Source organism: Mesorhizobium sp. P2_D6 (genome assembly GCF_056404315.1).
Window position 1 is genome coordinate 277,773 of record NZ_JBFUEG010000004.1, and the last position, 22,121, is coordinate 299,893.

General features: G+C 63.7%; 21 protein-coding genes. 12 read left to right on the forward strand and 9 right to left on the reverse strand.

Features of this window, described 5'->3' with window-relative positions; genetic code table 11:
• Nucleotides 1-132 precede the first annotated feature (132 nt).
• Nucleotides 133-708 carry an LPS assembly lipoprotein LptE gene (lptE, locus tag AC1D1L_RS10995; protein ID WP_477341168.1) on the reverse strand — a complete coding sequence of 192 codons (576 nt, stop codon included), beginning with the start codon at nucleotides 706-708 and terminating at the stop codon, nucleotides 133-135.
• Complete coding sequence (leuS, locus tag AC1D1L_RS11000; protein WP_477341170.1) at nucleotides 695-3,322, reverse strand: leucine--tRNA ligase; 2,628 nt, start codon at nucleotides 3,320-3,322, stop codon at nucleotides 695-697. Before leuS ends, lptE begins: the two co-directional genes overlap by 14 nt.
• A gap of 147 nt (nucleotides 3,323-3,469) precedes the next feature.
• On the opposite strand from leuS, the gene AC1D1L_RS11005 reads away from it, so the two are divergent.
• The 4 genes from AC1D1L_RS11005 (at nucleotide 3,470) to AC1D1L_RS11020 (ending at nucleotide 6,043) form a co-directional block, all read left to right on the forward strand.
• Nucleotides 3,470-4,132, forward strand: coding sequence for a YggS family pyridoxal phosphate-dependent enzyme (locus tag AC1D1L_RS11005; protein ID WP_477341172.1), 663 nt, complete (start codon nucleotides 3,470-3,472; stop codon nucleotides 4,130-4,132).
• A 70-nt stretch (nucleotides 4,133-4,202) separates the two neighbouring features.
• A complete protein-coding gene (locus tag AC1D1L_RS11010; RefSeq protein ID WP_112559772.1) occupies nucleotides 4,203-4,457 on the forward strand; it encodes a type II toxin-antitoxin system Phd/YefM family antitoxin in 255 nt (84 codons plus the stop codon).
• Nucleotides 4,457-4,858: a PIN domain-containing protein gene (locus tag AC1D1L_RS11015; protein WP_477341175.1), complete on the forward strand. Its 402-nt coding sequence runs from the start codon at nucleotides 4,457-4,459 to the stop codon at nucleotides 4,856-4,858. The genes AC1D1L_RS11010 and AC1D1L_RS11015 overlap by 1 nt, the downstream gene beginning before the upstream one ends.
• 135 nt (nucleotides 4,859-4,993) lie before the next feature.
• Nucleotides 4,994-6,043: an aldo/keto reductase gene (locus tag AC1D1L_RS11020; RefSeq protein ID WP_477341177.1), complete on the forward strand. Its 1,050-nt coding sequence runs from the start codon at nucleotides 4,994-4,996 to the stop codon at nucleotides 6,041-6,043.
• Nucleotides 6,044-6,092: 49 nt separating this feature from the next.
• On the opposite strand, the gene AC1D1L_RS11025 is transcribed toward AC1D1L_RS11020, so the two are convergent.
• Nucleotides 6,093-7,001 carry a LysR family transcriptional regulator gene (locus AC1D1L_RS11025; protein ID WP_477341179.1) on the reverse strand — a complete coding sequence of 303 codons (909 nt, stop codon included), beginning with the start codon at nucleotides 6,999-7,001 and terminating at the stop codon, nucleotides 6,093-6,095.
• Between the two features lie 125 nt (nucleotides 7,002-7,126).
• Between AC1D1L_RS11025 and AC1D1L_RS11030 the strand changes: the two genes are divergently transcribed.
• The 3 genes from AC1D1L_RS11030 (at nucleotide 7,127) to AC1D1L_RS11040 (ending at nucleotide 10,753) form a co-directional block, all read left to right on the forward strand.
• Nucleotides 7,127-8,320, forward strand: a complete 1,194-nt coding sequence (locus tag AC1D1L_RS11030; RefSeq protein ID WP_477341181.1) for an MFS transporter — start codon at nucleotides 7,127-7,129, stop codon at nucleotides 8,318-8,320.
• A gap of 64 nt (nucleotides 8,321-8,384) precedes the next feature.
• The gene (locus tag AC1D1L_RS11035; RefSeq protein WP_477341183.1) at nucleotides 8,385-9,674 is read left to right on the forward strand and encodes an SGNH/GDSL hydrolase family protein; all 1,290 of its coding nucleotides are present in this window, start codon (nucleotides 8,385-8,387) and stop codon (nucleotides 9,672-9,674) included.
• A gap of 44 nt (nucleotides 9,675-9,718) precedes the next feature.
• The gene (locus tag AC1D1L_RS11040) at nucleotides 9,719-10,753 is read left to right on the forward strand and encodes an aldo/keto reductase (RefSeq protein WP_477341185.1); all 1,035 of its coding nucleotides are present in this window, start codon (nucleotides 9,719-9,721) and stop codon (nucleotides 10,751-10,753) included.
• Between the two features lie 183 nt (nucleotides 10,754-10,936).
• Here AC1D1L_RS11040 and AC1D1L_RS11045 read toward each other — a convergent pair whose 3' ends face one another.
• Nucleotides 10,937-11,209, reverse strand: a complete 273-nt coding sequence (locus tag AC1D1L_RS11045; RefSeq protein WP_352556825.1) for an usg protein — start codon at nucleotides 11,207-11,209, stop codon at nucleotides 10,937-10,939.
• A 302-nt stretch (nucleotides 11,210-11,511) separates the two neighbouring features.
• Between AC1D1L_RS11045 and acs the strand changes: the two genes are divergently transcribed.
• Nucleotides 11,512-13,467: an acetate--CoA ligase gene (gene acs, locus AC1D1L_RS11050; RefSeq protein ID WP_477341187.1), complete on the forward strand. Its 1,956-nt coding sequence runs from the start codon at nucleotides 11,512-11,514 to the stop codon at nucleotides 13,465-13,467.
• Between the two features lie 8 nt (nucleotides 13,468-13,475).
• Nucleotides 13,476-14,219, forward strand: coding sequence for an MOSC domain-containing protein (locus AC1D1L_RS11055; protein WP_477341189.1), 744 nt, complete (start codon nucleotides 13,476-13,478; stop codon nucleotides 14,217-14,219).
• Nucleotides 14,220-14,249: 30 nt separating this feature from the next.
• Here the strand turns inward: AC1D1L_RS11055 and AC1D1L_RS11060 are convergent, their stop codons facing one another.
• The 4 genes from AC1D1L_RS11060 to AC1D1L_RS11075 all read right to left on the reverse strand — a co-directional run bounded on the left by AC1D1L_RS11060 (nucleotide 14,250) and on the right by AC1D1L_RS11075 (nucleotide 18,408).
• Nucleotides 14,250-15,518: a class I SAM-dependent methyltransferase gene (locus tag AC1D1L_RS11060; RefSeq protein ID WP_477341191.1), complete on the reverse strand. Its 1,269-nt coding sequence runs from the start codon at nucleotides 15,516-15,518 to the stop codon at nucleotides 14,250-14,252.
• A 365-nt stretch (nucleotides 15,519-15,883) separates the two neighbouring features.
• On the reverse strand, nucleotides 15,884-16,387 hold the full coding sequence (locus AC1D1L_RS11065; RefSeq protein ID WP_477341193.1) for a VWA domain-containing protein: 504 nt from the start codon (nucleotides 16,385-16,387) through the stop codon (nucleotides 15,884-15,886).
• On the reverse strand, nucleotides 16,387-17,244 hold the full coding sequence (locus tag AC1D1L_RS11070; RefSeq protein ID WP_477341195.1) for a TadE/TadG family type IV pilus assembly protein: 858 nt from the start codon (nucleotides 17,242-17,244) through the stop codon (nucleotides 16,387-16,389). The genes AC1D1L_RS11065 and AC1D1L_RS11070 overlap by 1 nt, the downstream gene beginning before the upstream one ends.
• 294 nt (nucleotides 17,245-17,538) lie before the next feature.
• On the reverse strand, nucleotides 17,539-18,408 hold the full coding sequence (locus tag AC1D1L_RS11075; protein WP_477341197.1) for a transglutaminase-like domain-containing protein: 870 nt from the start codon (nucleotides 18,406-18,408) through the stop codon (nucleotides 17,539-17,541).
• 172 nt (nucleotides 18,409-18,580) lie between these two features.
• On the opposite strand from AC1D1L_RS11075, the gene AC1D1L_RS11080 reads away from it, so the two are divergent.
• Complete coding sequence (locus AC1D1L_RS11080) at nucleotides 18,581-19,246, forward strand: HAD-IA family hydrolase (RefSeq protein WP_477341199.1); 666 nt, start codon at nucleotides 18,581-18,583, stop codon at nucleotides 19,244-19,246.
• An 84-nt stretch (nucleotides 19,247-19,330) separates the two neighbouring features.
• On the opposite strand, the gene AC1D1L_RS11085 is transcribed toward AC1D1L_RS11080, so the two are convergent.
• Nucleotides 19,331-19,552, reverse strand: a complete 222-nt coding sequence (locus tag AC1D1L_RS11085; RefSeq protein WP_477341201.1) for a DUF1674 domain-containing protein — start codon at nucleotides 19,550-19,552, stop codon at nucleotides 19,331-19,333.
• 105 nt (nucleotides 19,553-19,657) lie between these two features.
• On the opposite strand from AC1D1L_RS11085, the gene htpX reads away from it, so the two are divergent.
• Both htpX and AC1D1L_RS11095 read left to right on the forward strand, forming a co-directional pair.
• On the forward strand, nucleotides 19,658-20,683 hold the full coding sequence (htpX, locus tag AC1D1L_RS11090; RefSeq protein WP_477341203.1) for a zinc metalloprotease HtpX: 1,026 nt from the start codon (nucleotides 19,658-19,660) through the stop codon (nucleotides 20,681-20,683).
• The gene (locus tag AC1D1L_RS11095; protein WP_477341205.1) at nucleotides 20,680-22,059 is read left to right on the forward strand and encodes an RsmB/NOP family class I SAM-dependent RNA methyltransferase; all 1,380 of its coding nucleotides are present in this window, start codon (nucleotides 20,680-20,682) and stop codon (nucleotides 22,057-22,059) included. Before htpX ends, AC1D1L_RS11095 begins: the two co-directional genes overlap by 4 nt.
• The last annotated feature ends 62 nt before the right edge of the window (nucleotides 22,060-22,121 follow it).

A 22,121-nucleotide genomic window follows, 5' to 3' on the forward strand; every position in this document is an offset into this window, starting at 1 on the left:
GAAATTCGCTCTGGCGAGTCATATGGTGGTGGTTTCGAGAACCGGAGCGCAGCGGACATTTCGGTCCGTGAGCACCGGAAGCGCAGAAAACGCCATCAGATGACCGCCGGAGTAGAATTTCCAAACGGTCTCTCAGGCCTTTTTGCCGTGCCTGACCAAGTCCTGGGCGACCGACAGGCTCACCATTTCAGCCAGTTCGCGCGCGGCGCGGTTCTCGGCGTCGAGCTGCGCCCGGTAGGAAGCGAACTCCTGCCTTGGCTTGTCGAAGGATGACGGGATCGAGCGCTTGCCGGTGGCGATGACCGCACCGGTCTTGGCATCGGTCAGCACATAGTTCGCCGTCAGCGTCACCGTGCCTGCGGTCGGCTCATCCTCGTCGGTCTGGACCTGCACCACAGCAGCCGATTCGACAAGTTCGGTGACGCCGAGATCGAGCATGTAGACCGGCGCTGGCGGCTCGCCGGCGCCCTGGCCAAAGGCAAAGATCAGATTGTTGCGGACCTGCTGGGCGTAGCGGGTCTTGACCGGCTTGACCGCGATCGACGCCAATTCGGCTGAAGCGCTGACGGTCGAGCCTGCCGTCAACGGCGCGCTGGAATAGAGCGGCCTGACCGTGCAGGCCGAAACCAGCGTCATCGAGGCGACCATGCCGTACAGCGCGGCGCGGCGAAGCAAATGCGTCGTCTTTTCCAGATCAGGCAACGACATTGACGATCCTCTGCGGCACGATGATCACCTTGCGGGGCGCCTTACCTTCCAGCGCTTTTTGCACGAAGTCGAGGGCCAGCACCGCTTTTTCGACCGCACCTTGGTCCGCGTCGCGGGCAATTGTCAAATCCCCACGCTTCTTGCCGTTGACTTGGACCGGCAGCACGATCTCGTTGTCGACGACCAGCGCCGGATCGTAGACCGGCCACGGCCGTTCGGCGACCAGATCGGTGCCGCCCAGCGTGTGCCAGCACTCCTCCGCCAGATGCGGCATGACCGGCGCAACCACATGCACCAGGATCTCCACGGCCTCGCGGCAGGCCCCTTTGAGCCCTGCATCGGCCTTGCCCTCGGCGACGTCATTGAGCGGCGTGGTCAAGGCGTTGGCCAGCTCGTAGATGCGGGCGATGGCGCGGTTGAAGCCGAGCTTCTCGATGTCCTCGCCGATGGCCTTCAGGATCTTGTGCGCGGCCTTGGAAACGGCGCCGGCCTCGCCCTCCTTCGCCGCCTGCGGCTTGACGCCGTCGAGCGTCTCGGCGGCGATCGACACCAGGCGCCAGACGCGCTGGATGAAGCGATGCGCGCCGGCGGCGCCATCGTCGGTCCATTCGACGTCGCGCTCGGGCGGCGAATCCGACAGCATGAACCAGCGCGCGGTGTCGGCGCCGTAACCGTCGGTGATGTCTTCCGGGCTCACCGTGTTCTTCTTCGACTTCGACATCTTTTCGAGCGATCCGATCGCCGCCTCTTCGCCGGTGGCGATCTCGATGGCGCGGCGCTTGCCGCCGGCATCCTCGATCCTGACCTCTGCCGGCGACAGCCAGCGGCCATTGGTCGAGGCGCCGCCGACGCGGTAGGTCTCGTGCACCACCATGCCTTGCGTGAACAGGCCCTTGAACGGCTCGGCGAGGTCGAGATGCCCGGTCTCGCGCATGGCGCGGGTGAAGAAGCGCGAATAGAGCAGATGCAGGATCGCGTGCTCGATGCCGCCAATATACTGGTCGACCGCCAGCCAATCGTCGGCAGCCTTGGGCTCGGTCGGTTCGTTGGCCCAGGGCGCGGTGAAGCGCGCGAAATACCAGGACGAATCGACGAACGTGTCCATCGTGTCGGTCTCGCGCCGCGCATCCTTGCCGCATTGCGGGCACTTCACATGCCGCCAGGTCGGGTGACGGTCGAGCGGATTGCCGGGACGGTCGAACTCGATGTCGTCGGGTAGTTTGACCGGCAGGTCGGCCTTCGGCACCGGCACCACGCCGCAATCCTCGCAATGGATCATTGGGATCGGGCAGCCCCAATAGCGCTGGCGCGAAATGCCCCAGTCGCGCAGGCGGAAGTTCACCTTGCGCTCGGCCATCGGCCGGCCACCGATGCTTTTCTGCTCCAGCAGCTTCGCCACTTCGTCGAACGCCTGCTCCGGCTTCATGCCGTCGAGGAAGCGCGAATTGATCATCACGCCGTCATCGACATAGGCCTCTTCCGTGATCTGGAAGCTCTTTGCGTCGGCATCTTCCGGCATCACCACCGGGATGACCGGCAGGCCGTATTTGTTGGCGAAGTCGAGGTCGCGCTGGTCGCCCGACGGGCAGCCGAAAATGGCGCCGGTGCCGTACTCCATCAGCACGAAATTGGCGACATAGACCGGCAGCGTCCACGAGTCGTCGAACGGATGGACGACGCGGATGCCGGTGTCGAAGCCCTTCTTCTCGGCCGTCTCCAGTGCGGCCACCGACGTGCCCATATGGCGCACTTGGTCGATGAACTTGGCCAGCTCGACATTGGTCTCCGCCGCCTTTTTGGCCAGCGGATGATCGGCGGCAACTGCCATGAAGGAAGCGCCGAAGATGGTGTCGGGCCTGGTCGTGTAAACTTCCAGCTCGTGCGTGTCGCCAACGGGTGCTGCCAGCGGCCAGCTGATCAGCAGCCCTTCGGAGCGGCCGATCCAGTTCTGCTGCATCAGCTTGACCTTTTCCGGCCACTCGCCGAGACCGTTCAGCGAATCCAGCAGATCCTGCGCATAATCGGTGATCTTGAAGAACCACTGCGTCAGCTCACGCTGTTCGACCAGCGCGCCGGAGCGCCAGCCGCGCCCGTCGATGACCTGCTCGTTGGCGAGCACCGTCATGTCCTCCGGGTCCCAGTTGACCTTGGAGGATTTGCGCGTCACCAGCCCCTTCTCGACGAAATCGAGGAACAGCATCTGCTGGCGGTGGTAATAGTCGACGTCGCAGGTGGCGAATTCGCGCGCCCAGTCCAGCGACAGCCCCATCATCTTGAGCTGTTCGCGCATGGCGGCGATATTGGCGTAGGTCCATTCCTTGGGATGGACCTTGTTCTGCATCGCCGCATTTTCGGCCGGCATGCCGAAGGCGTCCCAGCCCATCGGATGCAGCACGTTAAAACCCTTGGCCCGCTTGTAGCGCGCCACCACGTCGCCCATCGTGTAGTTGCGGGTATGGCCGATATGGATCTTCCCCGACGGATAGGGGAACATCTCCAGCACATAGTATTTCGGCTTCGGGTCGTTGTTGTGCGCTTCGAACAGCTTCTTTTCGGCCCAGGCTTTCTGCCATTTGGGCTCTGACGCGCGCGGATTGTATCGTTCGGTTGCCATCGGATGATTTTCACTTAAAAGCAGGCGCAAGCCGCCGGACAAGGCCCGGTGGCCGAGGTAAATGTCGTCGCGGTGTTCACCATGGATTGCCGGACCCGTCAACTGCGGTGAGCCGGCGAGGGCTAGAAAGACAGGCAGGATATAGGCATGGCCAGCGCCGTCGAACAGTTTTTCGCCGTCAAGACAAGGATCGCCACTGCAGAGCGCGAAGCCGGCCGCGACGCCGGTTCCGTGACGCTGGTTGCCGTGTCGAAGACTTTTGAGGCCGACGCCATCCGCCCCGTCATCGAAGCCGGCCAGCGCGTCTTCGGCGAAAACCGCGTCCAGGAGGCGCAGGCCAAATGGCCGGCACTGAAACAGGAATTCCCCGACATCGAGCTGCACCTCATCGGCCCGCTGCAGTCGAACAAGGCGAAGGAAGCGGTCGCTTTGGCCGACGTCATCGAGACCGTCGACCGCGAGAAGATCGCCGCCGAACTTGCCAAAGAGATCACCAGGCAAGGCCGGACGCCAAAACTCTATGTCCAGGTCAACACCGGTTCGGAGCCGCAGAAGGCCGGCATCGAGCCGCGTGACGCCGTCGCCTTTGTTGCTCATTGCCGCGACATTCACGGGCTGGCCATCGAAGGCCTGATGTGCATCCCGCCGGCGGACGAAAACCCCGGCCCGCATTTCGCTTTGCTGGAAAAGCTGGCGCGCGAGGCCGGCGTCGCCAAACTGTCGATAGGCATGTCCGGCGATTATGAAACAGCCATCGCCTTCGGCGCCACCAGCGTCCGCGTCGGCTCGGCGATCTTCGGCAGCCGGTAGTTTCTCCCAGCACTCCTTGCCGCGTCGTCGGCCGAATGCTATATCTAGCCAAGCTAGCTAGGAAGCATCTATGAACTGGCACCTTCAGGACGCAAAGAATAATTTCTCCAAGGTGGTTCAACGCGCGCGCAGCGAGGGACCACAGACGGTGACGTTGCGCGGCGAGCGTGCCGCAGTGGTGCTTTCCGCCGAAGATTATGACCGTCTGGCCGGAAAGAAGAAGTCGTTGGCCGAGTATCTTTTGACCGGCCCAGTTTGGGATGATGATTTCGCCGAGGAGGTCAACCGCCGCCCGGATACGATGATCAGAGATGTCGACCTCTGATGTATCTGCTCGATACGAACATCGTTTCGGATGTGCAGAGGCGACTACCCAAGCCCATCGAATGGCTGGCTTCGGTGGATCCCACATCGGTGAGTCTCAGCGTCATAACGCTTGGACAGATCGAGCGTGGGATCATCAAGTTGCGCAAGGTCGATTCCGAAAAGGCAACACGCCTCGATCTATGGCTACGCGAGCTTCGGCGCGACAATGCCGACCGTATTCTTGCTGTCACGGAAGATGTCGCGCTGGCTTGGGGCCGCATCACCGCCGGTCGCACGCGAGGCAGCGCGGACACGCTCATCGCAGCAACCGCGCTCGTCCATGATCTCATTCTTGTCACACGCAACGTCACTGACTTCGATGATACAGGCGTGACGGTGCTCAACCCTTGGGACGACTGACCGCCTCCGCTACCTGACGCACGCGAGCCGGCATGGTTGGACCAATCGAGAGTCCATCATTGCGCCACGACTAGAAACGAAACGGACCGTTCCTATATGAGATGTGCCTTCACCACATCTTCTGGAGCCGCCACCATGCGCTACAACCAACTCGGAAATACGGGGATGTTCGTCTCCGAACTCTGCCTCGGCACCATGACTTTCGGCGCCGCCGGCGAGAATGCCCAATGGGGCCTCATCGCCAGTCTCGACCAGAAGGGCGTCAACGACATCGTTGCCCGCTCCATCGCCGCCGGCGTCAATTTCTTCGACACGGCCGACGTCTATTCGTTCGGCCAGTCCGAGCGTCTGCTCGGCCAGTCGCTCAGAGATCTCGCTGTCAAGCGCTCCGACGTCATCATCGCCACCAAGGTGCATGGCGCCATGGGCCAGGGCCCGAACGAGCGCGGCTCGTCGCGCGGCCACATCATGGATTCGGTCGACGCTAGCCTGGAGCGGCTGCAGCTCGACCATATCGACCTCTACCAGTTGCACGGCACCGACACGGTGACGCCGATCGACGAGACGCTGCGGGCGCTGGACGATCTCGTCGCCAGCGGCAAGGTTCGCTATGTCGGCGTCTCCAACTGGCAGGCCTGGCGCATCGCCAAGGCGCTGGGCATTGCCGAGCGCAAGGGCTTTTCCCGCTTCGAGACCATCCAGTCCTATTATTCGATCGCAGGCCGCGACCTCGAGCGCGAGATCGTGCCGCTCATCAACGAGGAGAAGCTCGGGCTGATGGTGTGGTCGCCGATGGCCGGTGGCCTGCTGTCGGGCAAATACGGCCCCGGCGCGCCCGGCAATGGCGAAGGCCGCCGCGCCGCCTTCAACTTCCCGCCGGTCAATGAGGATCGCGCCTGGGCAGCTGTCGCCGTCATGCGCGACATCGCCAAGAAGCACGACGTCAGCGTCGCCACGGTGGCGCTCGGCTACGTGCTGGCCAAACCCTTCGTCATGAGCGTCATCATCGGCGCCAGCCGCATGGGGCAGCTGGAACAGAACCTTGCCGCGGCCGATGTGAAGCTCGACGTCGACGATCTCGCCAAACTGGACGAGGTCAGCGCGCTGCCCTCCGAATATCCCGGCTGGATGCTGGAGCGTCAGGGCGCCGGCCGCCGCCCGGCGCCTTTCGTGCCGAAGAGGTAGGCGCATCTCGGCCTCATACTTCGGGAGCCATTTGGCTCCCGAATCTCTGTCAGGCCATCCGCACGCTCTCAACCAGAAAGTCGAGGAAGGCCCGCACCCGTGCCGGCAAATGCCGGCCCTGGCCGACATAGACGGCGTGGCTAGGCTCCTCGTCGCCCGGATTGAAATCCTCCAGCAGCGCCGTCAGCCGGCCCGCCGCAATGTCATCAGCCACATGCCAATGTGCCAGCCGGGCGATGCCGACGCCGGCAACCGCCATCAGCCGCATCGACTCACCATCGCTGACCACCGTGTTTCCCATTATCGGCACCGTGACGGCGTTGCCGGCTGCGTCGACGAACTGCCAGCCATCGACATGCCGGACAAAGCCGAAAGCCATGCGACTGTGCCGGTCGAGATCGGCTGGTGTCAGCGGCGTGCCATGCGTCCCGAGGTAGGACGCTGCTGCAACGACCACCATCCGGCATTGCCCGAGCTTGCGCGCCACCAGCCGCGATTCGCCGAGCGGACCGGCGCGGATGGCGACGTCGGCGCGCTCCTGCATCAGGTCGATGACGCTGTCGGTCAGCACGAGATCGACCGAAATCTCGGGATAGCGTTCGAGGAAGCGCGGCAGCAGCGGGATCAGTCGGTGCACCCCGAAGGGCACATAGCTGTTGACGCGCAGCCGTCCGCGCGGTGCCGCACCCACGGCGGCCTCGCGTTCGGCCGCCGCCATGTCGGCCAGGATGCGCAGCCCGCTGTCGTAGAAGGCCGTCCCTTCCGGCGTCAGCTGCAGCTTGCGTGTCGAGCGGCTGACCAGCCGCGCCCCGAGCCTTGCCTCCAGCCGCGCGATCAGTTTGCTGACCGCCGACGGCGTCATGCGCAGCGCGCGAGCGGCAGCCGAAAAGCTGCCCGCCTCGACAACGCGCACGAACACTTCGATCTCGCCGGAGCGGTTGACGTCGGGTCTGGCCATCTGTGAATCTATTTCACAGGAAATATGCCTAAGGCAAGTCTGGTTCACAAGGCGTGGGTGCACGATTTCTTGGGTCGGGGCGCGGTTTGGACAAGGCGCTCATCGTCTTGGAAGTGGAAACCGCCATGCCTCTTGCTCTCTATGCCCTCGCCGCCGGCGCCTTCGGCATCGGTGTCACCGAATTCGTCATCATGGGCCTCCTGATCGATGTCAGCAAAGATCTCGGCGTCTCGATCTCGGCCGCCGGCCAGCTGATTTCAGGCTATGCACTTGGCGTCGTCATCGGCGCGCCTCTTTTGACCATCGCCACCGGCAATTGGCCGCGCAAGACCGTGCTCTTGGCGCTGATGACCATCTTCACCCTCGGCAACCTCGCCTGTGCGCTGGCGCCAGACTACTGGACGCTGATGGGCGCCCGCATCATCACCGCCTTTGCCCACGGCACCTTCTTCGGCGTCGGCTCGGTGGTCGCCACCGGCCTGGTCGCGCCCAACAAGAAGGCCTCGGCGATCGCGCTGATGTTCACCGGCCTGACCATCGCCAACATTCTCGGCGTCCCCTTCGGCACCTGGCTCGGCCAGGCCTTCGGCTGGCGCGCCAGTTTTTGGGCCGTAACCCTGGTCGGTTTGGCCGCCTTCGCCGTCATCCTCCTTCTGGTGCCACGCAGCCAGGAAGCCCCCGAAAAGACCAATTTGCGCGCCGACCTCGCCGTGCTGCGCCGCACGCCGGTGCTGCTCGGCCTTGCCACCACCGTGCTCGGCTATGCCGGAGTCTTCGCCGTCTTCACCTACATCGCCCCATTGCTGACCGAGATCAGCGGCTTCAAGGAAGCGGCGGTGTCGCCAATCCTGCTCGTCTTCGGCGGCGGTCTCATCGCCGGCAATCTGCTTGGCGGCAAAGTCGCCGACCGCTGGCTGGTACCGGCGGTGCTCGGCAGCCTCGTGGTGCTAGCGCTGGTGCTGGCAACCATGACCTTTGCCGTCCACAGCCAGGTCCTGGCCGTGATCTATGTCGGCCTGCTGGGTGCCGCAGCCTTCGCCACCGTGGCACCGCTGCAGATGTGGGTGCTGGAAAAGGCGCAAGGTGCCGGCCAGAGCCTCGCCTCGTCCTTCAACATCGCCGCCTTTAATCTCGGCAATGCCGCCGGCGCCTGGCTCGGCGGCGCGGTGATTGCCCATGGCCTCGGCCTCGGCTCGCTGACCTGGGTCGCCGCATTGCTGCCGGTCGCGGCACTCGGCGTCGCCGCCCTGGCGCTGCGCCTCGACAGAAACGGCAGGCGATTGGCGCCGGTGGCCGTCTGCCCAAGCGCTGCGGAGTGACCGCAACTCCGCAACATCCTGCCCCGACAGGAGCCTAGACACGAACTCAACAGGAGAGACCGTTGTGACCAACAGCAGAGATCCGGTTCGCTACGCCATCATTGCCAATGCGGTCAGGCATTTGAAGCTCGTTCCGCTCACTTTGGCGGCGTCGTTGATGTTCGATCCGGCGATAGCCGGCGAAAAGCAAGCATGGGTCGGCACCTGGCTGGCCAGTCCGCAACCGACATGGGGCGCCGATTTCGCCTTGCCGGTGAAGATACCGCCGCAGCTTGAGAACCAGACCATTCGCCAGACGGTCCGGATCAGCCTTGGCGGCGAAAAATTCCGCGTCGTCCTGTCGAACGAGTATGCCGCCACGCCGGTGCAGATCGGCGGGGCCCATGTGGCGGTCGCCGGCGAGGGGTCGAAAATCCTCTCCGGCACCGATCGCGTGCTGACCTTTGGCGGACAGGCCAAGGCCGCAATCGCGCCGGGCACGTCTCTGATCAGCGACCCGGTGGACCTGCCCCTCGATGCCTTGAGCCGGCTTTCGGTCTCGATCTATCTGCCGCAGGAAACGCCGCTCGCCACCTTCCATTGGGACGGCAAGCAGACTGCCTACGTCGGCGACGGCAACCAGACGGCTTCGGACGCATTCGCGGCCACGCAGACCACCGATGCACGCATCCTGCTCAGCGAAGTCCTGGTCGACGCCCCGGCAAATGACGGCGCCGTCATCGCTATCGGCGATTCGATCACCGACGGCGCCGGCGCCACTTTGGATGCGGACAACCGCTGGCCCGACTTCCTGGCAGAGCGTCTCGCTCCGAAACAGGTGGCGGTGCTCAACGCCGGCATATCCGGCGCCAGGCTCCTGGACGACGCCATGGGCGTGAAGGCATCCGCCCGCTTCGACCGCGATGTCCTGGCCCAGCCCGGCGTCAAGGCGGTGATCCTGCTTATCGGCATCAACGACATCAGCTGGCCAGGCACGCCCTTCGTGCGCGAAAAATCCCTGCCCGCTTTCGAAACCTTGACAAGCGCCTACCTGCAGCTCGCCGCCCAGGCCCACGCCCACAATCTCAGCATTGTCGGCGCCACGCTGACGCCCTTCGAGGGCGCATTGAGCGGGACGCCGCTCGATCCCTACTATACGGCGGAAAAAGATGCGCTGCGCCAAAAGGTCAACAACTGGATCCGCACCAGCGGCGCCTTCGATGCCGTGGTCGATTTCGATCTCCTCCTGCGCGAACCGGCGCACCCAACACGTCTGCTGCCCAAATTCGATTCCGGCGACCATCTGCATCCAGGTGACGAGGGAAACCAGGCCATGGCCGACGCCATCGACCTCGCCACACTGGTCAAAAACTGAGCGACGCATCCGCTGCTTCGGTTCACACTTTGAAAGGACATAAAATGGATTATCGACGTCTCGGCGCATCGGGCCTGAAAGTGCCCGCACTCTCCTTCGGCGCCGGCACTTTCGGTGGCTCCGGCCCGCTGTTCGGCGCCTGGGGCAACAGCGACGCCAAGGAGGCGCGGCGGCTGATCGACATCTGTCTCGAGGCCGGCGTCAATCTGTTCGACACGGCCGATGTCTATTCGAATGGCGCTTCCGAAGAGGTGCTGGGCGAAGCCATCAAGGGCCGCCGCGACGCCGTGTTGATCTCTACCAAGACCTCGCTGCCGATGGGCGATGGGCCAGCCGAATACGGCTCGTCGCGCTCGCGCCTGATCAAATCCGTCGACGCGGCACTGAAGCGCCTCGGCACCGATTACATCGACCTTTTGCAACTGCACGCCTTCGACGCCGGCACACCAATCGAGGAAGTGCTGTCGACGCTGGACGATCTCGTACGCGCCGGCAAGCTGCGCTATGTCGGCGTCTCCAACTTCTCCGGCTGGCAAGTGATGAAGTCGCTGGCGGAAGCCGACAAGCACGGTTATCCCCGCTACGCCGCGCATCAGGTCTACTACTCGCTGGTCGGCCGCGACTATGAGTGGGAGCTGATGCCGCTCGGCCTCGACCAGGGTGTCGGCGCGTTGGTCTGGAGCCCGCTCGGCTGGGGCCGGCTGACCGGCAAGATCCGCCGTGGCCAGCCCCTGCCGGAAAAGAGCCGGCTGCACGACACCGCTGATTTCGGCCCGCCGGTCGCCGACGAGCATCTCTATCGGGTCATGGATGCGCTCGACGCGGTGGCCGAAGAAACCGGCAGGACCGTGCCGCAGATCGCCATCAACTGGCTCTTGCGGCGCCCGACCGTGTCTTCCGTCATCATCGGCGCCCGCAACGAGGAGCAATTGCGCCAGAACCTCGGCGCTGTCGACTGGGCGTTGACGCCCGAGCAGGTGAAAAAACTCGACGCGGCAAGCGAGGTCACCGCGCCCTACCCGTACTTCCCCTATCGCCGTCAGGAAGGATTCGCCCGACTCAGCCCGCCGGCGGTGTGATTGCTGACATGCCAAATCTCCCCCCTCGAGGGGGAGATGTCGCCGAAGGCGACAGAGGGGTCGCCGCGCGTGGAGTACCGACTTCATCTTCGTATTCTAAGGCGTCGGCGCTCTATGCGAGACGACCCCCTCTGGCCGCTTTGCGGCCATCTCCCCCTCAAGGGGGAGATCAAGCGCGCCGCCCTAATGCAGCACGAACTCCCCGTCGACCTTCCGCCACTCATTCGGCGCGATCAGCTTCTGGTGCGTGTAGGTCACCGAATGCAGCGGGCCGTCGAGCTTGGCCTGCCAGAATTCGATGAAGCGGACCAGCACCGGGAATTTCGGTGCCAGATCGTAATCCTGCCAGATGAAGCTCTGCAGCAGGTGCGGGTGGTCGGGGAAGTGATAGAGAATCTTGGCCGTGGTCAGCCCATAGCCTTTGAGCATCAAGTCCATTTCGGCATGGTCACGCATTGCAGCCCCTGCGTCGATCTCCTTTCCTCCCAATGTTGGATTCTGCGCTCACTTGCTTAACTGTCTATTGATTTTTTTTGATCGTCGCGGGCATTTTCCACGCTAAAACATGCAGTTAGCAGCGACCTTGGCAGAGTGCTGACAGCGGCTGCATCCACGGCTGCGGCATCCCGCCGCGCGAATCCAACGTCTAATGTTGCCGTCATCCCGGAACTGTTAATAATGCGCGCGAATTCGCGGCCGCATTGCCGCGATCCCGCCAATCATCAAATCGGCGGATAGTTTGGGGAGGAAGTGAAGAAATGTCCGAGGTTCATGTCCACCGCGTCCAGCCGGCGTGGAAGAAGAACGCGCTGATCGACAACGACACCTACCTGAAATGGTATGCCGACAGCGTGAAAAATCCGGACAAGTTCTGGGGCAAGCACGGCAAGCGCATCGACTGGTTCAAGCCGTTCAGCAAGGTCAAGAACACCTCCTTCGACGGCAAGGTCTCGATCAAATGGTTCGAGGACGGCGAGACCAACGTCTCCTACAACTGCATCGATCGCCATCTGAAGAAGCGCGGCAACCAGACCGCAATCATCTGGGAAGGCGATAACCCCTACGACGACAAGAAGGTCACCTATAACGAGCTTTACGAGCGCGTCTGCCGGCTGGCCAATGTGATGAAGAAGCACGGCGTCAAGAAGGGCGACCGCGTCACCATCTACATGCCGATGATCCCGGAGGCCGCTTATGCGATGCTGGCCTGTACGCGGATTGGCGCCATCCATTCGATCGTCTTCGGCGGCTTCTCGCCGGACGCGCTGGCCGGCCGCATCGACGACTGCAAGTCGACCTTCGTCATCACCGCCGATGAAGGGCTGCGCGGCGGCAAACCGATTCCGCTGAAGGACAACACCGACAAGGCGATCGAGATCGCGGCCAAGGCCGGCACCAAGGTCGAAAAGGTGGTGGTCGTGCGCCGCACCGGCGGCAAAGCGGGCTGGGTCCAGGGCCGCGACGTCTGGTACCATGACGAGATCGCCACCGTGAAGGCGGACTGCAAGCCGGAGAAGATGAAAGCCGAGGATCCGCTGTTCATCCTCTACACATCGGGCTCGACCGGCAAGCCGAAGGGCGTGCTGCACACCACCGCCGGCTATCTCGTCTATGCCTCGATGACGCACCAATATGTCTTCGACTACCATGACGGCGACATCTACTGGTGCACCGCCGATGTCGGCTGGGTCACCGGCCACAGCTACATCGTCTATGGCCCGCTCGCCAACGGCGCCACCACGCTGATGTTCGAGGGTGTGCCGAACTACCCTTCGCAGTCGCGCTTCTGGGAAGTCATCGACAAGCACAAGGTCAACATCTTCTACACCGCGCCGACGGCGCTGCGCGCGCTGATGGGCGCCGGCGACGAACCGGTGAAGAAGACATCGCGCAAATCGCTGCGCGTGCTGGGCTCGGTCGGCGAGCCGATCAACCCGGAAGCCTGGCAGTGGTATTTCAACGTCGTCGGCAACGGCAAGGTGCCGATCGTCGACACCTGGTGGCAGACCGAAACCGGCGGCATTCTGATCACACCGTTGCCCGGCGCCACCGACCTCAAGGCCGGCTCGGCGACGCGGCCCTTCTTCGGCGTCAAGCCGCAGCTGGTCGACGGCGAGGGCAAGGTGCTGGAGGGTGCCGCCGACGGCAATCTCTGCATCACCGATTCCTGGCCGGGCATGATGCGCACCGTCTATGGCGACCACGACCGCTTCGTGCAGACCTATTTCTCCACCTACAAGGGCAAATACTTTACCGGCGACGGCTGCCGGCGCGACGCCGATGGCTATTACTGGATCACCGGCCGCGTCGACGACGTCATCAACGTCTCCGGCCACCGCATGGGCACGGCGGAAGTCGAATCGGCACTGGTCAGCCATGACAAGGTTTCGGAGGCCGCCGTCGTCGGCTATCCCCACGACATCAAGGGCCAGGGAATCTACAGCTACGTCACCTTGATGAAAGGCGTGGAACCGACCGAGGAGCTGCGCAAGGAGCTCGTGGCCCATGTCCGCAAGGAGATCGGCGCCATCGCGTCGCCCGACAAGCTCCAGTTCGCTCCCGGCCTGCCGAAAACCCGCTCCGGCAAGATCATGCGCCGCATCCTGCGCAAGATCGCCGAGGACGATTTTTCCGCACTTGGCGACACCTCGACACTGGCTGACCCGGCCGTGGTCAACGACCTGATCGCCAACCGCCAGAACAAGAAGAGCTGACGCGTTTGATGACTGCACTGGGGGCGGTTACGGAGCTCTGGCGTTACCCGGCAAGCTCGCTTGCCGGCGAGCGTCGCGACGCCATTTCGGTCGGCCTTGAGACCATCGGCGGTGACCGGCTGTTCGGTCTCGTCGATGTCTCGGACAACGAGATCGCGCGGCCCGATCGCGACGCGAAATGGCACAAGGTGCCGCGCATCCGCACCCGGCTCACCAACGACCGGAAGCTTGAAATCGCCGTTCCCGACGGCGACTGGCTGGCAGCACCAGGTGCTGAATGCGACCGCGCCGTCTCGGCCTATCTCGGCTTCGCCGCCTCGATCCGGCCGTTCAGCCAGGATAACGCGCCCGGCTACACCGGCCCGCTGACCGCCGAGCGCTACCGCAAGGCGCCGATCCATCTCTTGACCACCGCATCGCTGGCGCGGCTGAAGGCGCTGCATCCGGAAGGCACCCCCGACACGCGCCGCTTCCGCCCCAACATCGTCGTCGACATGGCGGCGGTTGAAGGTTCGTTTCCCGAGACCGAATGGATCGGCCGCAAGCTCGCCATCGGCGACCTGCTGGTGACCATCTCGGCACCATGCCGCCGCTGCGGCTTCACCATCATCTCCCAGGACGGCTTCGACCACGACCCCGGCATCCTGCGCAATCTGGTCCGCCACAACGCCCACAATCTCGGCGTCTATTGCACGGTGGACAGGCCAGCCAGCGTCGAGATCGGCGCGCCGATGCGGTTCGTTCAGGATTAGCGCCGGGCCAGTCCCGGATCAGACAGATCACTAACGATACAAATCCGCCCGTGTCGGCGGCAGGCCGCTCGGGCCGCGCGCGCGTTTGGTGACGACGGTCTGGAAAATCTGTGCCGAGGCGCGCTCGAAGGTGATCGAACAGCCGGTGAGATAGAGCAGCCACAGCCGCGCCTTGGCCTCTCCAACTTCGGCGACCGCTTCGTCGAAACGGGCCTGCAGCCGTTCGGCCCACAGCCGGCAGGTGCACGCATAGTGTTCGCGCAAATTCTCGACGTCATAGACCAGGAAGCCATGCGCCTCGAAATTGCCGAGCGTCATGCCGATCGTGTCGAGTTCGCCGCCGGGGAAAATGTATTTGAGCAGCGCCTTGAACTCCGGCCCCTTGCGCAAGGTCTTCTTCAAATCTCCCTTGCTGCGCCTTGTGATGGCGTGGTGCAGATAGATGCCGCCCGGCTTGAGCAGGCGATGGATGGTCTTGAAATAGGTAGCGTGGTTGGCGAGCCCGAGATGCTCGAACATGCCGATCGAGGATATCTTGTCGAAGCTGCCTTCGAGCTCCGCATAGGATTTGATCTCGATGGTGATGCGGTCTTCCAGACCCTCGGCGCGGATGCGCTCGCGGGCAAGATCGGTCTGCGCCTGCGACAGCGACACGCCGTGGCCGACGACGCCGTAATGCTTTGCCGCATGGATCAGCATGGCGCCCCAGCCGCAGCCAATGTCGAGCAGCTTTTCGCCCGGCTTCAGCCGGAGTTTGCGGCAGATGTGGTCGAGCTTGTCGGCCTGCGCCTGATCGATGCCGTTGGCGAAATCCGTGAAGTAGCCGCAGCTGTAGACCATGCGCTCGTCGAGGAAGAGCCGGTAGAAGGCATTCGAAATGTCGTAGTGATGCTGGATCGCCTCCTGGCTCGAGCCGCTGACATAGGGATTGCGCCCCGACAGATCGGTCCGCGCACTCATCTGTTTGCGTGACAAGAGCACCGCCGGCAGGTCGCGCAGGATCGCCAGCTTCGGCAGCGACTTGATCTTGGTTCTGAGCTTGCCTTGCGACGGCAGGGCGTAGAAATCGAAAATCGTCCCGTCTTCGATGTCTATCGTCTTGGAAATCCACATCTCGATCAGCGTCGACAACGATGGACGCTTCACCACCTGCCAGACGATGTCCTGATCGTTGATGGTCAGCACCGGACCGGTGGCGGGGCCGATGCGTTCGCCGGTCCACAGCCTGACGGCAAAACCCGGCTTCAGCGTTTCGATCACCGTTCGAACGATACGCGCGGCCTTACCGGCTGCTTCCATGCGATTCCTCCCAATGCTCGTCCCTCGGGGAGAGTTTGCCCGGCCGGCCCGCCGATCGCAACCCGCCCCGGAAAAGCCAGCCCGCCGGCTATTTCAAACCGGCATCTTGTCTTTTGCTGCGACGCACCCCATCATGACGGTGTGTTCAACAAATCGAAAGGAGGTGATCCGATGTCGAGTGATTTCGTTTTCCAGAACGTGGCCTCAGCGGATTGCACTTTCGGGAAGCAGTCTTCCCGTTAAGGCGCGAGAAGCGCGGTGGGCGACTTCGGTCGCCGCCATCGGCCGCGCCATGGACGGAAACACGGAAGGCCGCCGGCTTCGTCAAGAAGCGGCGGCCTTTTCCTTTGGAGCCAACCGAATCCCTACTTGGTCAACGCCAGGTTCTCGATGTTGCGGGCGATGGTCTGGAAGGCAGCGTTGAGTTCTGTGCCGCTGGCAACCTGGTAGAAGTGCTTGATGCTGCCGGTGTCCGGGCTGGCGCAATCCTGCAAGGTCGCCTTGGCGTTCTTCTCGTTGAGGTCGAAGCCGATGGTGAAGATCTCGATGCCCTTGTTGCGCATCGCGCCGCACAAGGTCTTGGCTGCCGTCCGGGTCGGTTCCTTGCCGGCGTCGTTGTAGACGTCATTGACCGTGTTGGCGTCGAAATAGGACAGGTTGAACTCGCCGTCGGTCATCAGGATCGCGAATTTGGCGACCTTCTTCGGATCCATCTTGGCTGGCCGCTGCGACGCCTTCATCACACTGCCCCAGTTTTCCGACAGCATGTACCAGGCCCACTGCACGCCGATGTGGCCGGCGGTGCCGCCCGAAGCGGAAAAGTTCTTGATCACACTCTTGAGCGCGTTGGCGTCGGCCGTCAGCGGCATCAGCGCGGCGGCCGGGCAGGCGCCGTTCCGGTGTTTTGCGCGAAGCCCGACAGCAAATAATCGCGATTGACCATGCCGACATCGGGGCCGGCATCCGTATATTGGTTGGCGCCCTTGCGCTCGGTGGCACAGTTGTCCGGACGCGCCGATGACGAGACGGCTTGCGGGTCGCCATTGGCCGGAGCCTGTTTGCGCTGGCTGGCCTTGGTTTCGACAAACACGCTGCTGGCGGCAAGCGCGCCGGCATTGACCGAATTGGCGTAGGGCACGATGGCGACGCGCACCCGCGCCTTCGACATGTCCTGGCCGGCGAGGAACGCATCGACGGCATTGCTTGCCGCTGCCTTCAAATCCTTGATCTTCTGGCCGGCCATCGAGCCGGTGACGTCGAGCATCATCGAAACTTCGATGGTCTTGTCGGAATAGAGCGCCGTGGTCGAAGCGCCGACACGTTGCATGTCGCCGATGCTGAACAGCTGAAAGTAGAGCGCGACATCAGCGTGTGCGTCGGCCGTGACCGTGTTGGCGGTCCTGTCGATAGTCAGCTTGTCGAGAACGATCTGGTTGGCCCGCAGTATGCCGGCCATGCTGTTGCCGTCGAGAAAGGCCTGCACCGACTTGTTGGCGTCGGCTTCCTTGATCACCCCTGTGGTCAGGTCGCGCGCCGTGGAGGTAACGGCGGCATCGACCGCGCCCTGCAGACTCGATTTGGCGTTGTAAATCTGGGAGATGTTGACGGCAAAGCCGACGCTGAGCGCCAGGACCGAAGCGGCAAGGCCGAACAGCACCGCGAAACTTCCACTGCGATCCCTGGTGAAAACACCCGCCGCGTGAATAAGACCCCCGTAATTCCGCATCCTTCAGCCTCCGTTCGCCTCGGCCCAGTCGCCGCAGGAAGGCCAATGCAGGATTCCGGCCGGATCGCGCGGTTGCCTCCGCGAAAGCAGCCAACTATCATTCAAGCCGTTGTTTTTGCTGGGTTCTGCATCGCAGCAAAGTGAACGGGCGGTAAACGGAAATTCACGCAAGCGACTTCGTTTACGAAGTGCTTACCATGATCCATTGCGTGCCGAATGCCGATCCCGATCCGGCACAGATGTCCGGAAGATGCAGTGTGTCGAAGCGGATCAGAATCCGGGCCGGGAGCCGCTTTACGCGAGCATGCGCGCGCTGACCGTCTTGTCGACGCCGTGATAGGGCGGATTGAACAGCTTGCCTTCCTGCTCATAGGTCCAGACCTTGAACAGGCTGAGCCGATGCGGACCGAAACTGTGCAGCAGCGGCACGTCCGTGGCGTCGCGGCCGCGCGCGATGACGACGCGACCGATCCTGGGTTTGTTATGGCGAGGATCGAACGTGTACCACTTGCCGTCGAGGTAGACTTCCATCCAGGCGGAGAAATCCATCGGCGCCGGATCGACCGGCACGCCGATATCGCCGAGATAGCCGTTCACATAGCGGGCCGGGATGTTCATGCAACGGCACAGCGTAATCGCCAGATGGGCGAAGTCGCGGCAGACACCGACCCGCTCCTCATTCGCCTGTGCGGCCGTGCGCGTCGGACGGGCATAGCCATAGCCAAAGGACAGCCGGTTATGGACATAGTCGACGATCGCCTGCACCCGCGCCCAGCCGGACGGCAGATGGCCGAAAAGCTGCCAGGCCAGCCCACTCAGGTGGTCGGTCTCGCAATAGCGGCTGCCGAGGAGATAGCCGAGCACATCGTCCGGCAGTTCGGCCACAGGCACTTCCCTGGCCAGCGCGTTGACCGCATCGGGCTCGCCGCTGTCCTCGACGGCAGCGTCGTAGAGGATACGGAAATTGCCGGCGGGCGCGACAAAGCGGCGGCAGGCATTGCCGAACAGATCGTGATAGACCTTGCTCGGCACCGAAGGCGAGGTCAGCACGCGCGTCTGCCGCTTGATGTCGGCTTGCCGGTCCGCATGGATCTCGAGAAGCGAGATGACCGGCGTGGCGTCCACACAGTCAATGGCGATTTCGTAGCCAAGCCGGATCAGCATCGCAATTCCCCCTCGATCTCGTAGAAAACAGTTTTGCTCAAACGCCAGAAGCGGGACCATGGTTCCCTGGAACTATCGAAAAGGACCGCCCACGCCTTCCCAGGCAGGCGTGGCGACGTTACGGTCGAGCGACACCCTCCCGAAGCGATCCCTAACCCCGCTGGAAAATCTGATGTTTGCAGGCAGAAAATTCGCCGCCTTCCTCTTCGATATGGACGGCACGGTGCTCAATTCGATTGCTTCGGCCGAGCGCGTCTGGGCGGCGTGGGCGCTTAGGCATGGTCTCGACGTCGAAACCTTCCTGCCGACGATCCACGGCGTGCGCGCGGTCGAGACCATCACCAGGCTGGCGCTTCCCGGTGTCGACCCGGTCCACGAGGCGCATGTGCTGTTGCAGGCCGAGTCCGACGATGTCGAAGGCGTGCTGCCGATCGCCGGCGCCGTGCCGTTCCTCAACGCGCTGCCGCCCGAGCGCTGGGCGATCGTCACCTCGGCGCCGCGCCCGCTGGCGCTGCTGCGCATGCAGGCGGCCGGCATCCCGGTTCCGGCCCTGATGGTCGCGGGCGAGGACGTTTCGCACGGCAAGCCGGCGCCCGACTGTTTCCTGCTGGCGGCAAAACGGCTCGGCGTCGATATCGCCGACTGCCTGGTCTTCGAGGATGCCCCGGCCGGCATCGCGGCGGCCGAGGCGGCGGGAGCGTCGGTGATGGTGATCAGCGCCACCCACCAGCACCCGATGGCGACACTGCACACCGCGATTGCCGGCTACGACGCTGTAGGCATCGCCGTCGATGACGGCGGCTGGATGACCTTGGAGCCGCAGCGCAGCGTGGCCTGAGGAATTGAGGAGCTGGAGAACTGGAGAACATCGGGCGCTATGCGCCTTTTTCTTCAACTCTTCAGTTCCCCAGTTCTTCTGTTCCTAGAAATCGCTGGTCAGGCCTTTGACCTCCCAGTCGCCGTAGCGGCCGGGTTCCTTGCCGCCGCGGCCGCCGATTTCCTTGGGCAGCGCAGCTTCCTTCTGGCGATACTCGTCACGGCGCGCCTTGGCTTCGGCCAGCGCACGGCGGGCGGCGGGTGCCAACTCTTTTGGCAGCGTGTCGTCCTCCGCTCCGGCCGGCGTTTTACTGGGTTCATCGGTCATGCGATAGTTCCGGCGGATTGAAACGAGAGACGGCGTCTCCCATCATATAGCGATGATGACACCCGGATCGACCCCTTTTTGCCACGGCCGCAAACGGAGCAGACGATGAGCACGCTACGCACCGCCATGCTTCTGGCCGCGATGACGGCGCTGTTCATGGGCGTCGGCTTGCTGATCGGCGGCACTGGCGGCATGATGATTGCCTTCCTGGTCGCCGCCGGCACCAATCTGTTCAGCTATTGGAACGCCGACAAGATGGTGTTGTCGATGAACCACGCCGTCGAGGTCGACGCCAGGAATGCGCCCGAATTTTACGCCATCGTCGAGGCGTTGGCCAAGCAGGCCGGCCTGCCGATGCCGAAGACCTATCTGATCGACAATCCGCAGCCCAACGCCTTCGCCACCGGCCGCAATCCCGAGAACGCCGCCGTCGCGGCCTCGACCGGCCTGCTGGAGCGCCTTTCGCATGAGGAAGTGGCGGCGGTCATGGCGCATGAGCTCGCCCACATCCAGCACCGCGATACGCTGACCATGACCATCGTCGCCACACTCGCCGGCGCCATCTCGATGCTCGGCAATTTCGCCTTCTTCTTCGGCGGCAGCCGCGACAACAACAATCCGTTCGGCTTTGTCGGCGTGCTGGTGGCGATGCTGGTCGCGCCCTTCGCCGCCATGATCGTGCAGATGGCGGTCAGCCGCACACGCGAATACGAGGCCGACCGACGCGGCGCCGAAATCGTTGGAAATCCGCTTTGGCTGGCATCAGCGCTTGACAAGATCGCTCGCGGCGCAGAACGCATCCGCAACCCGGATGCCGAACGCAACCCCGCGACCGCGCATCTCTTCATCATCAATCCCCTTCACGGCGAGCGCATGGACAGCCTGTTTTCGACCCACCCGAACACCGACAACCGCATCGCCGCGCTGCAGGCGATGGCGCGCGACATGGCCAGCAGCCAGCCGGCGCCGCGCCAGATGCCGACGCCCGAGCCCACCGAAGAACTGCATTCCGATGGCCAGCAAGGCCCATGGGGCAGGCCGGCACAGCCTGAGCCGCCGGCCGAACCGGCACAGCCAAAGCCCAACCCGTGGGGCCGCAACCCGACCGGACCCAAAGGTCCGTGGTCGTGAGCGAAGCCAGACGCCGGCCCGCACATTCAGGCGATCGTGAAGACAATGCAGGCGAGCCGGTCGCCGGCCTTGCCGCGCGCAAAGCGGCGGCGCGGCTGCTCGCTGCTGTCATCGATGCGCGCACGCCGCTCGACGGGCTGACCGACCACGAGAACGGCCATCCGCAATACAAGGCGCTCGACCTGCGCGACCGTGGCCTGGTGCGCGCCATACTGGTCACCGCGCTGCGCTACCGCATGACGATTGCTGGGCTTTTGGCCAAGCGCCTCGAAAAGCCGCTGCCACCCAACGCCACGGCTCTGTCGCACGTCCTCCATGTCGCAGCGGCGCAGATCCTGTTCCTCGACATTCCCGACAGCGCCGCCGTCGACCTTGCCGTGACACACGCCAAGTCCGATCCCCGCACGCAGCGCTTTTCCGGCCTCGTCAACGGCGTGCTGCGCACGTTGGCACGCGCCAAGGAAACCGAACTGCCGGCAGCCCTCGCCGCCACCGACGAAGCGCCAAAGTGGTTCTCGGATAGGCTGAAGGCCGCCTATGGCGCCGACAAGACGAAGCAGATTCTCGCTGCTCACCGGGTCGAGGCGCCGGTCGACTTCACCGTCAAGGCCGATCCCGAACTCTGGGCTGAAAAGCTCGGCGGCATCGTGCTGCCGACCGGCACGATCCGGGTGGAAAAGCTCAGCGCCTCCGTCACCGAACTGCCCGGCTTCGGCGAAGGCGCCTGGTGGGTTCAGGACGCCGCCGCCAGTTTTCCGGCGCGGCTGTTCGGCGATGTCAAAGGCCTGCGCATCGCCGACCTCTGCGCCGCCCCGGGCGGCAAGACCGCCCAGATGATCCTTGCCGGCGCAAAAGTCACCGCCGTCGACAGCTCGAGGAACCGCCTGTCGCGGCTGACCCACAACCTCGAACGGCTCGGCCTGTCGGCGGACATCGTCCAGGCCGATCTGCTGAAATACCAGCCGGCGGAGCTGTTCGACGCCGTGCTGCTCGACGCGCCCTGCTCTTCCACCGGCACGGTGCGGCGGCATCCCGACGTGCCGTGGACGAAGACCATGGCCGACGTCGAAAAGCTCGCCGACCTGCAGGCAAGGCTACTCGCCCGCGCCGTCACCTTGGTCAAACCGGGCGGTCGGATTGTTTTTTCCAACTGCTCGCTCGACCCGATCGAAGGCGAAGATCTTTATCGCGTCTTTCTGGCCGGAAACAAAACCATCGCCGACGATCCATTGCAGCCGGGCGAGATCGACGGCATCGATGCTTTCCTGACCCGCCAGGGCACGCTGCGCACAACGCCCGCCGATTTCGACCTAGGTTCGCCGGGGATTTCCGGTCTGGACGGCTTCTTCGCCGCCCGCATGCGGCGCGCGGCCTAGGGTCGTCGGTTCAGGTTGCCGACCGCAGACCTTGGTGATCAACCGCGTCACAACCGCAAGTG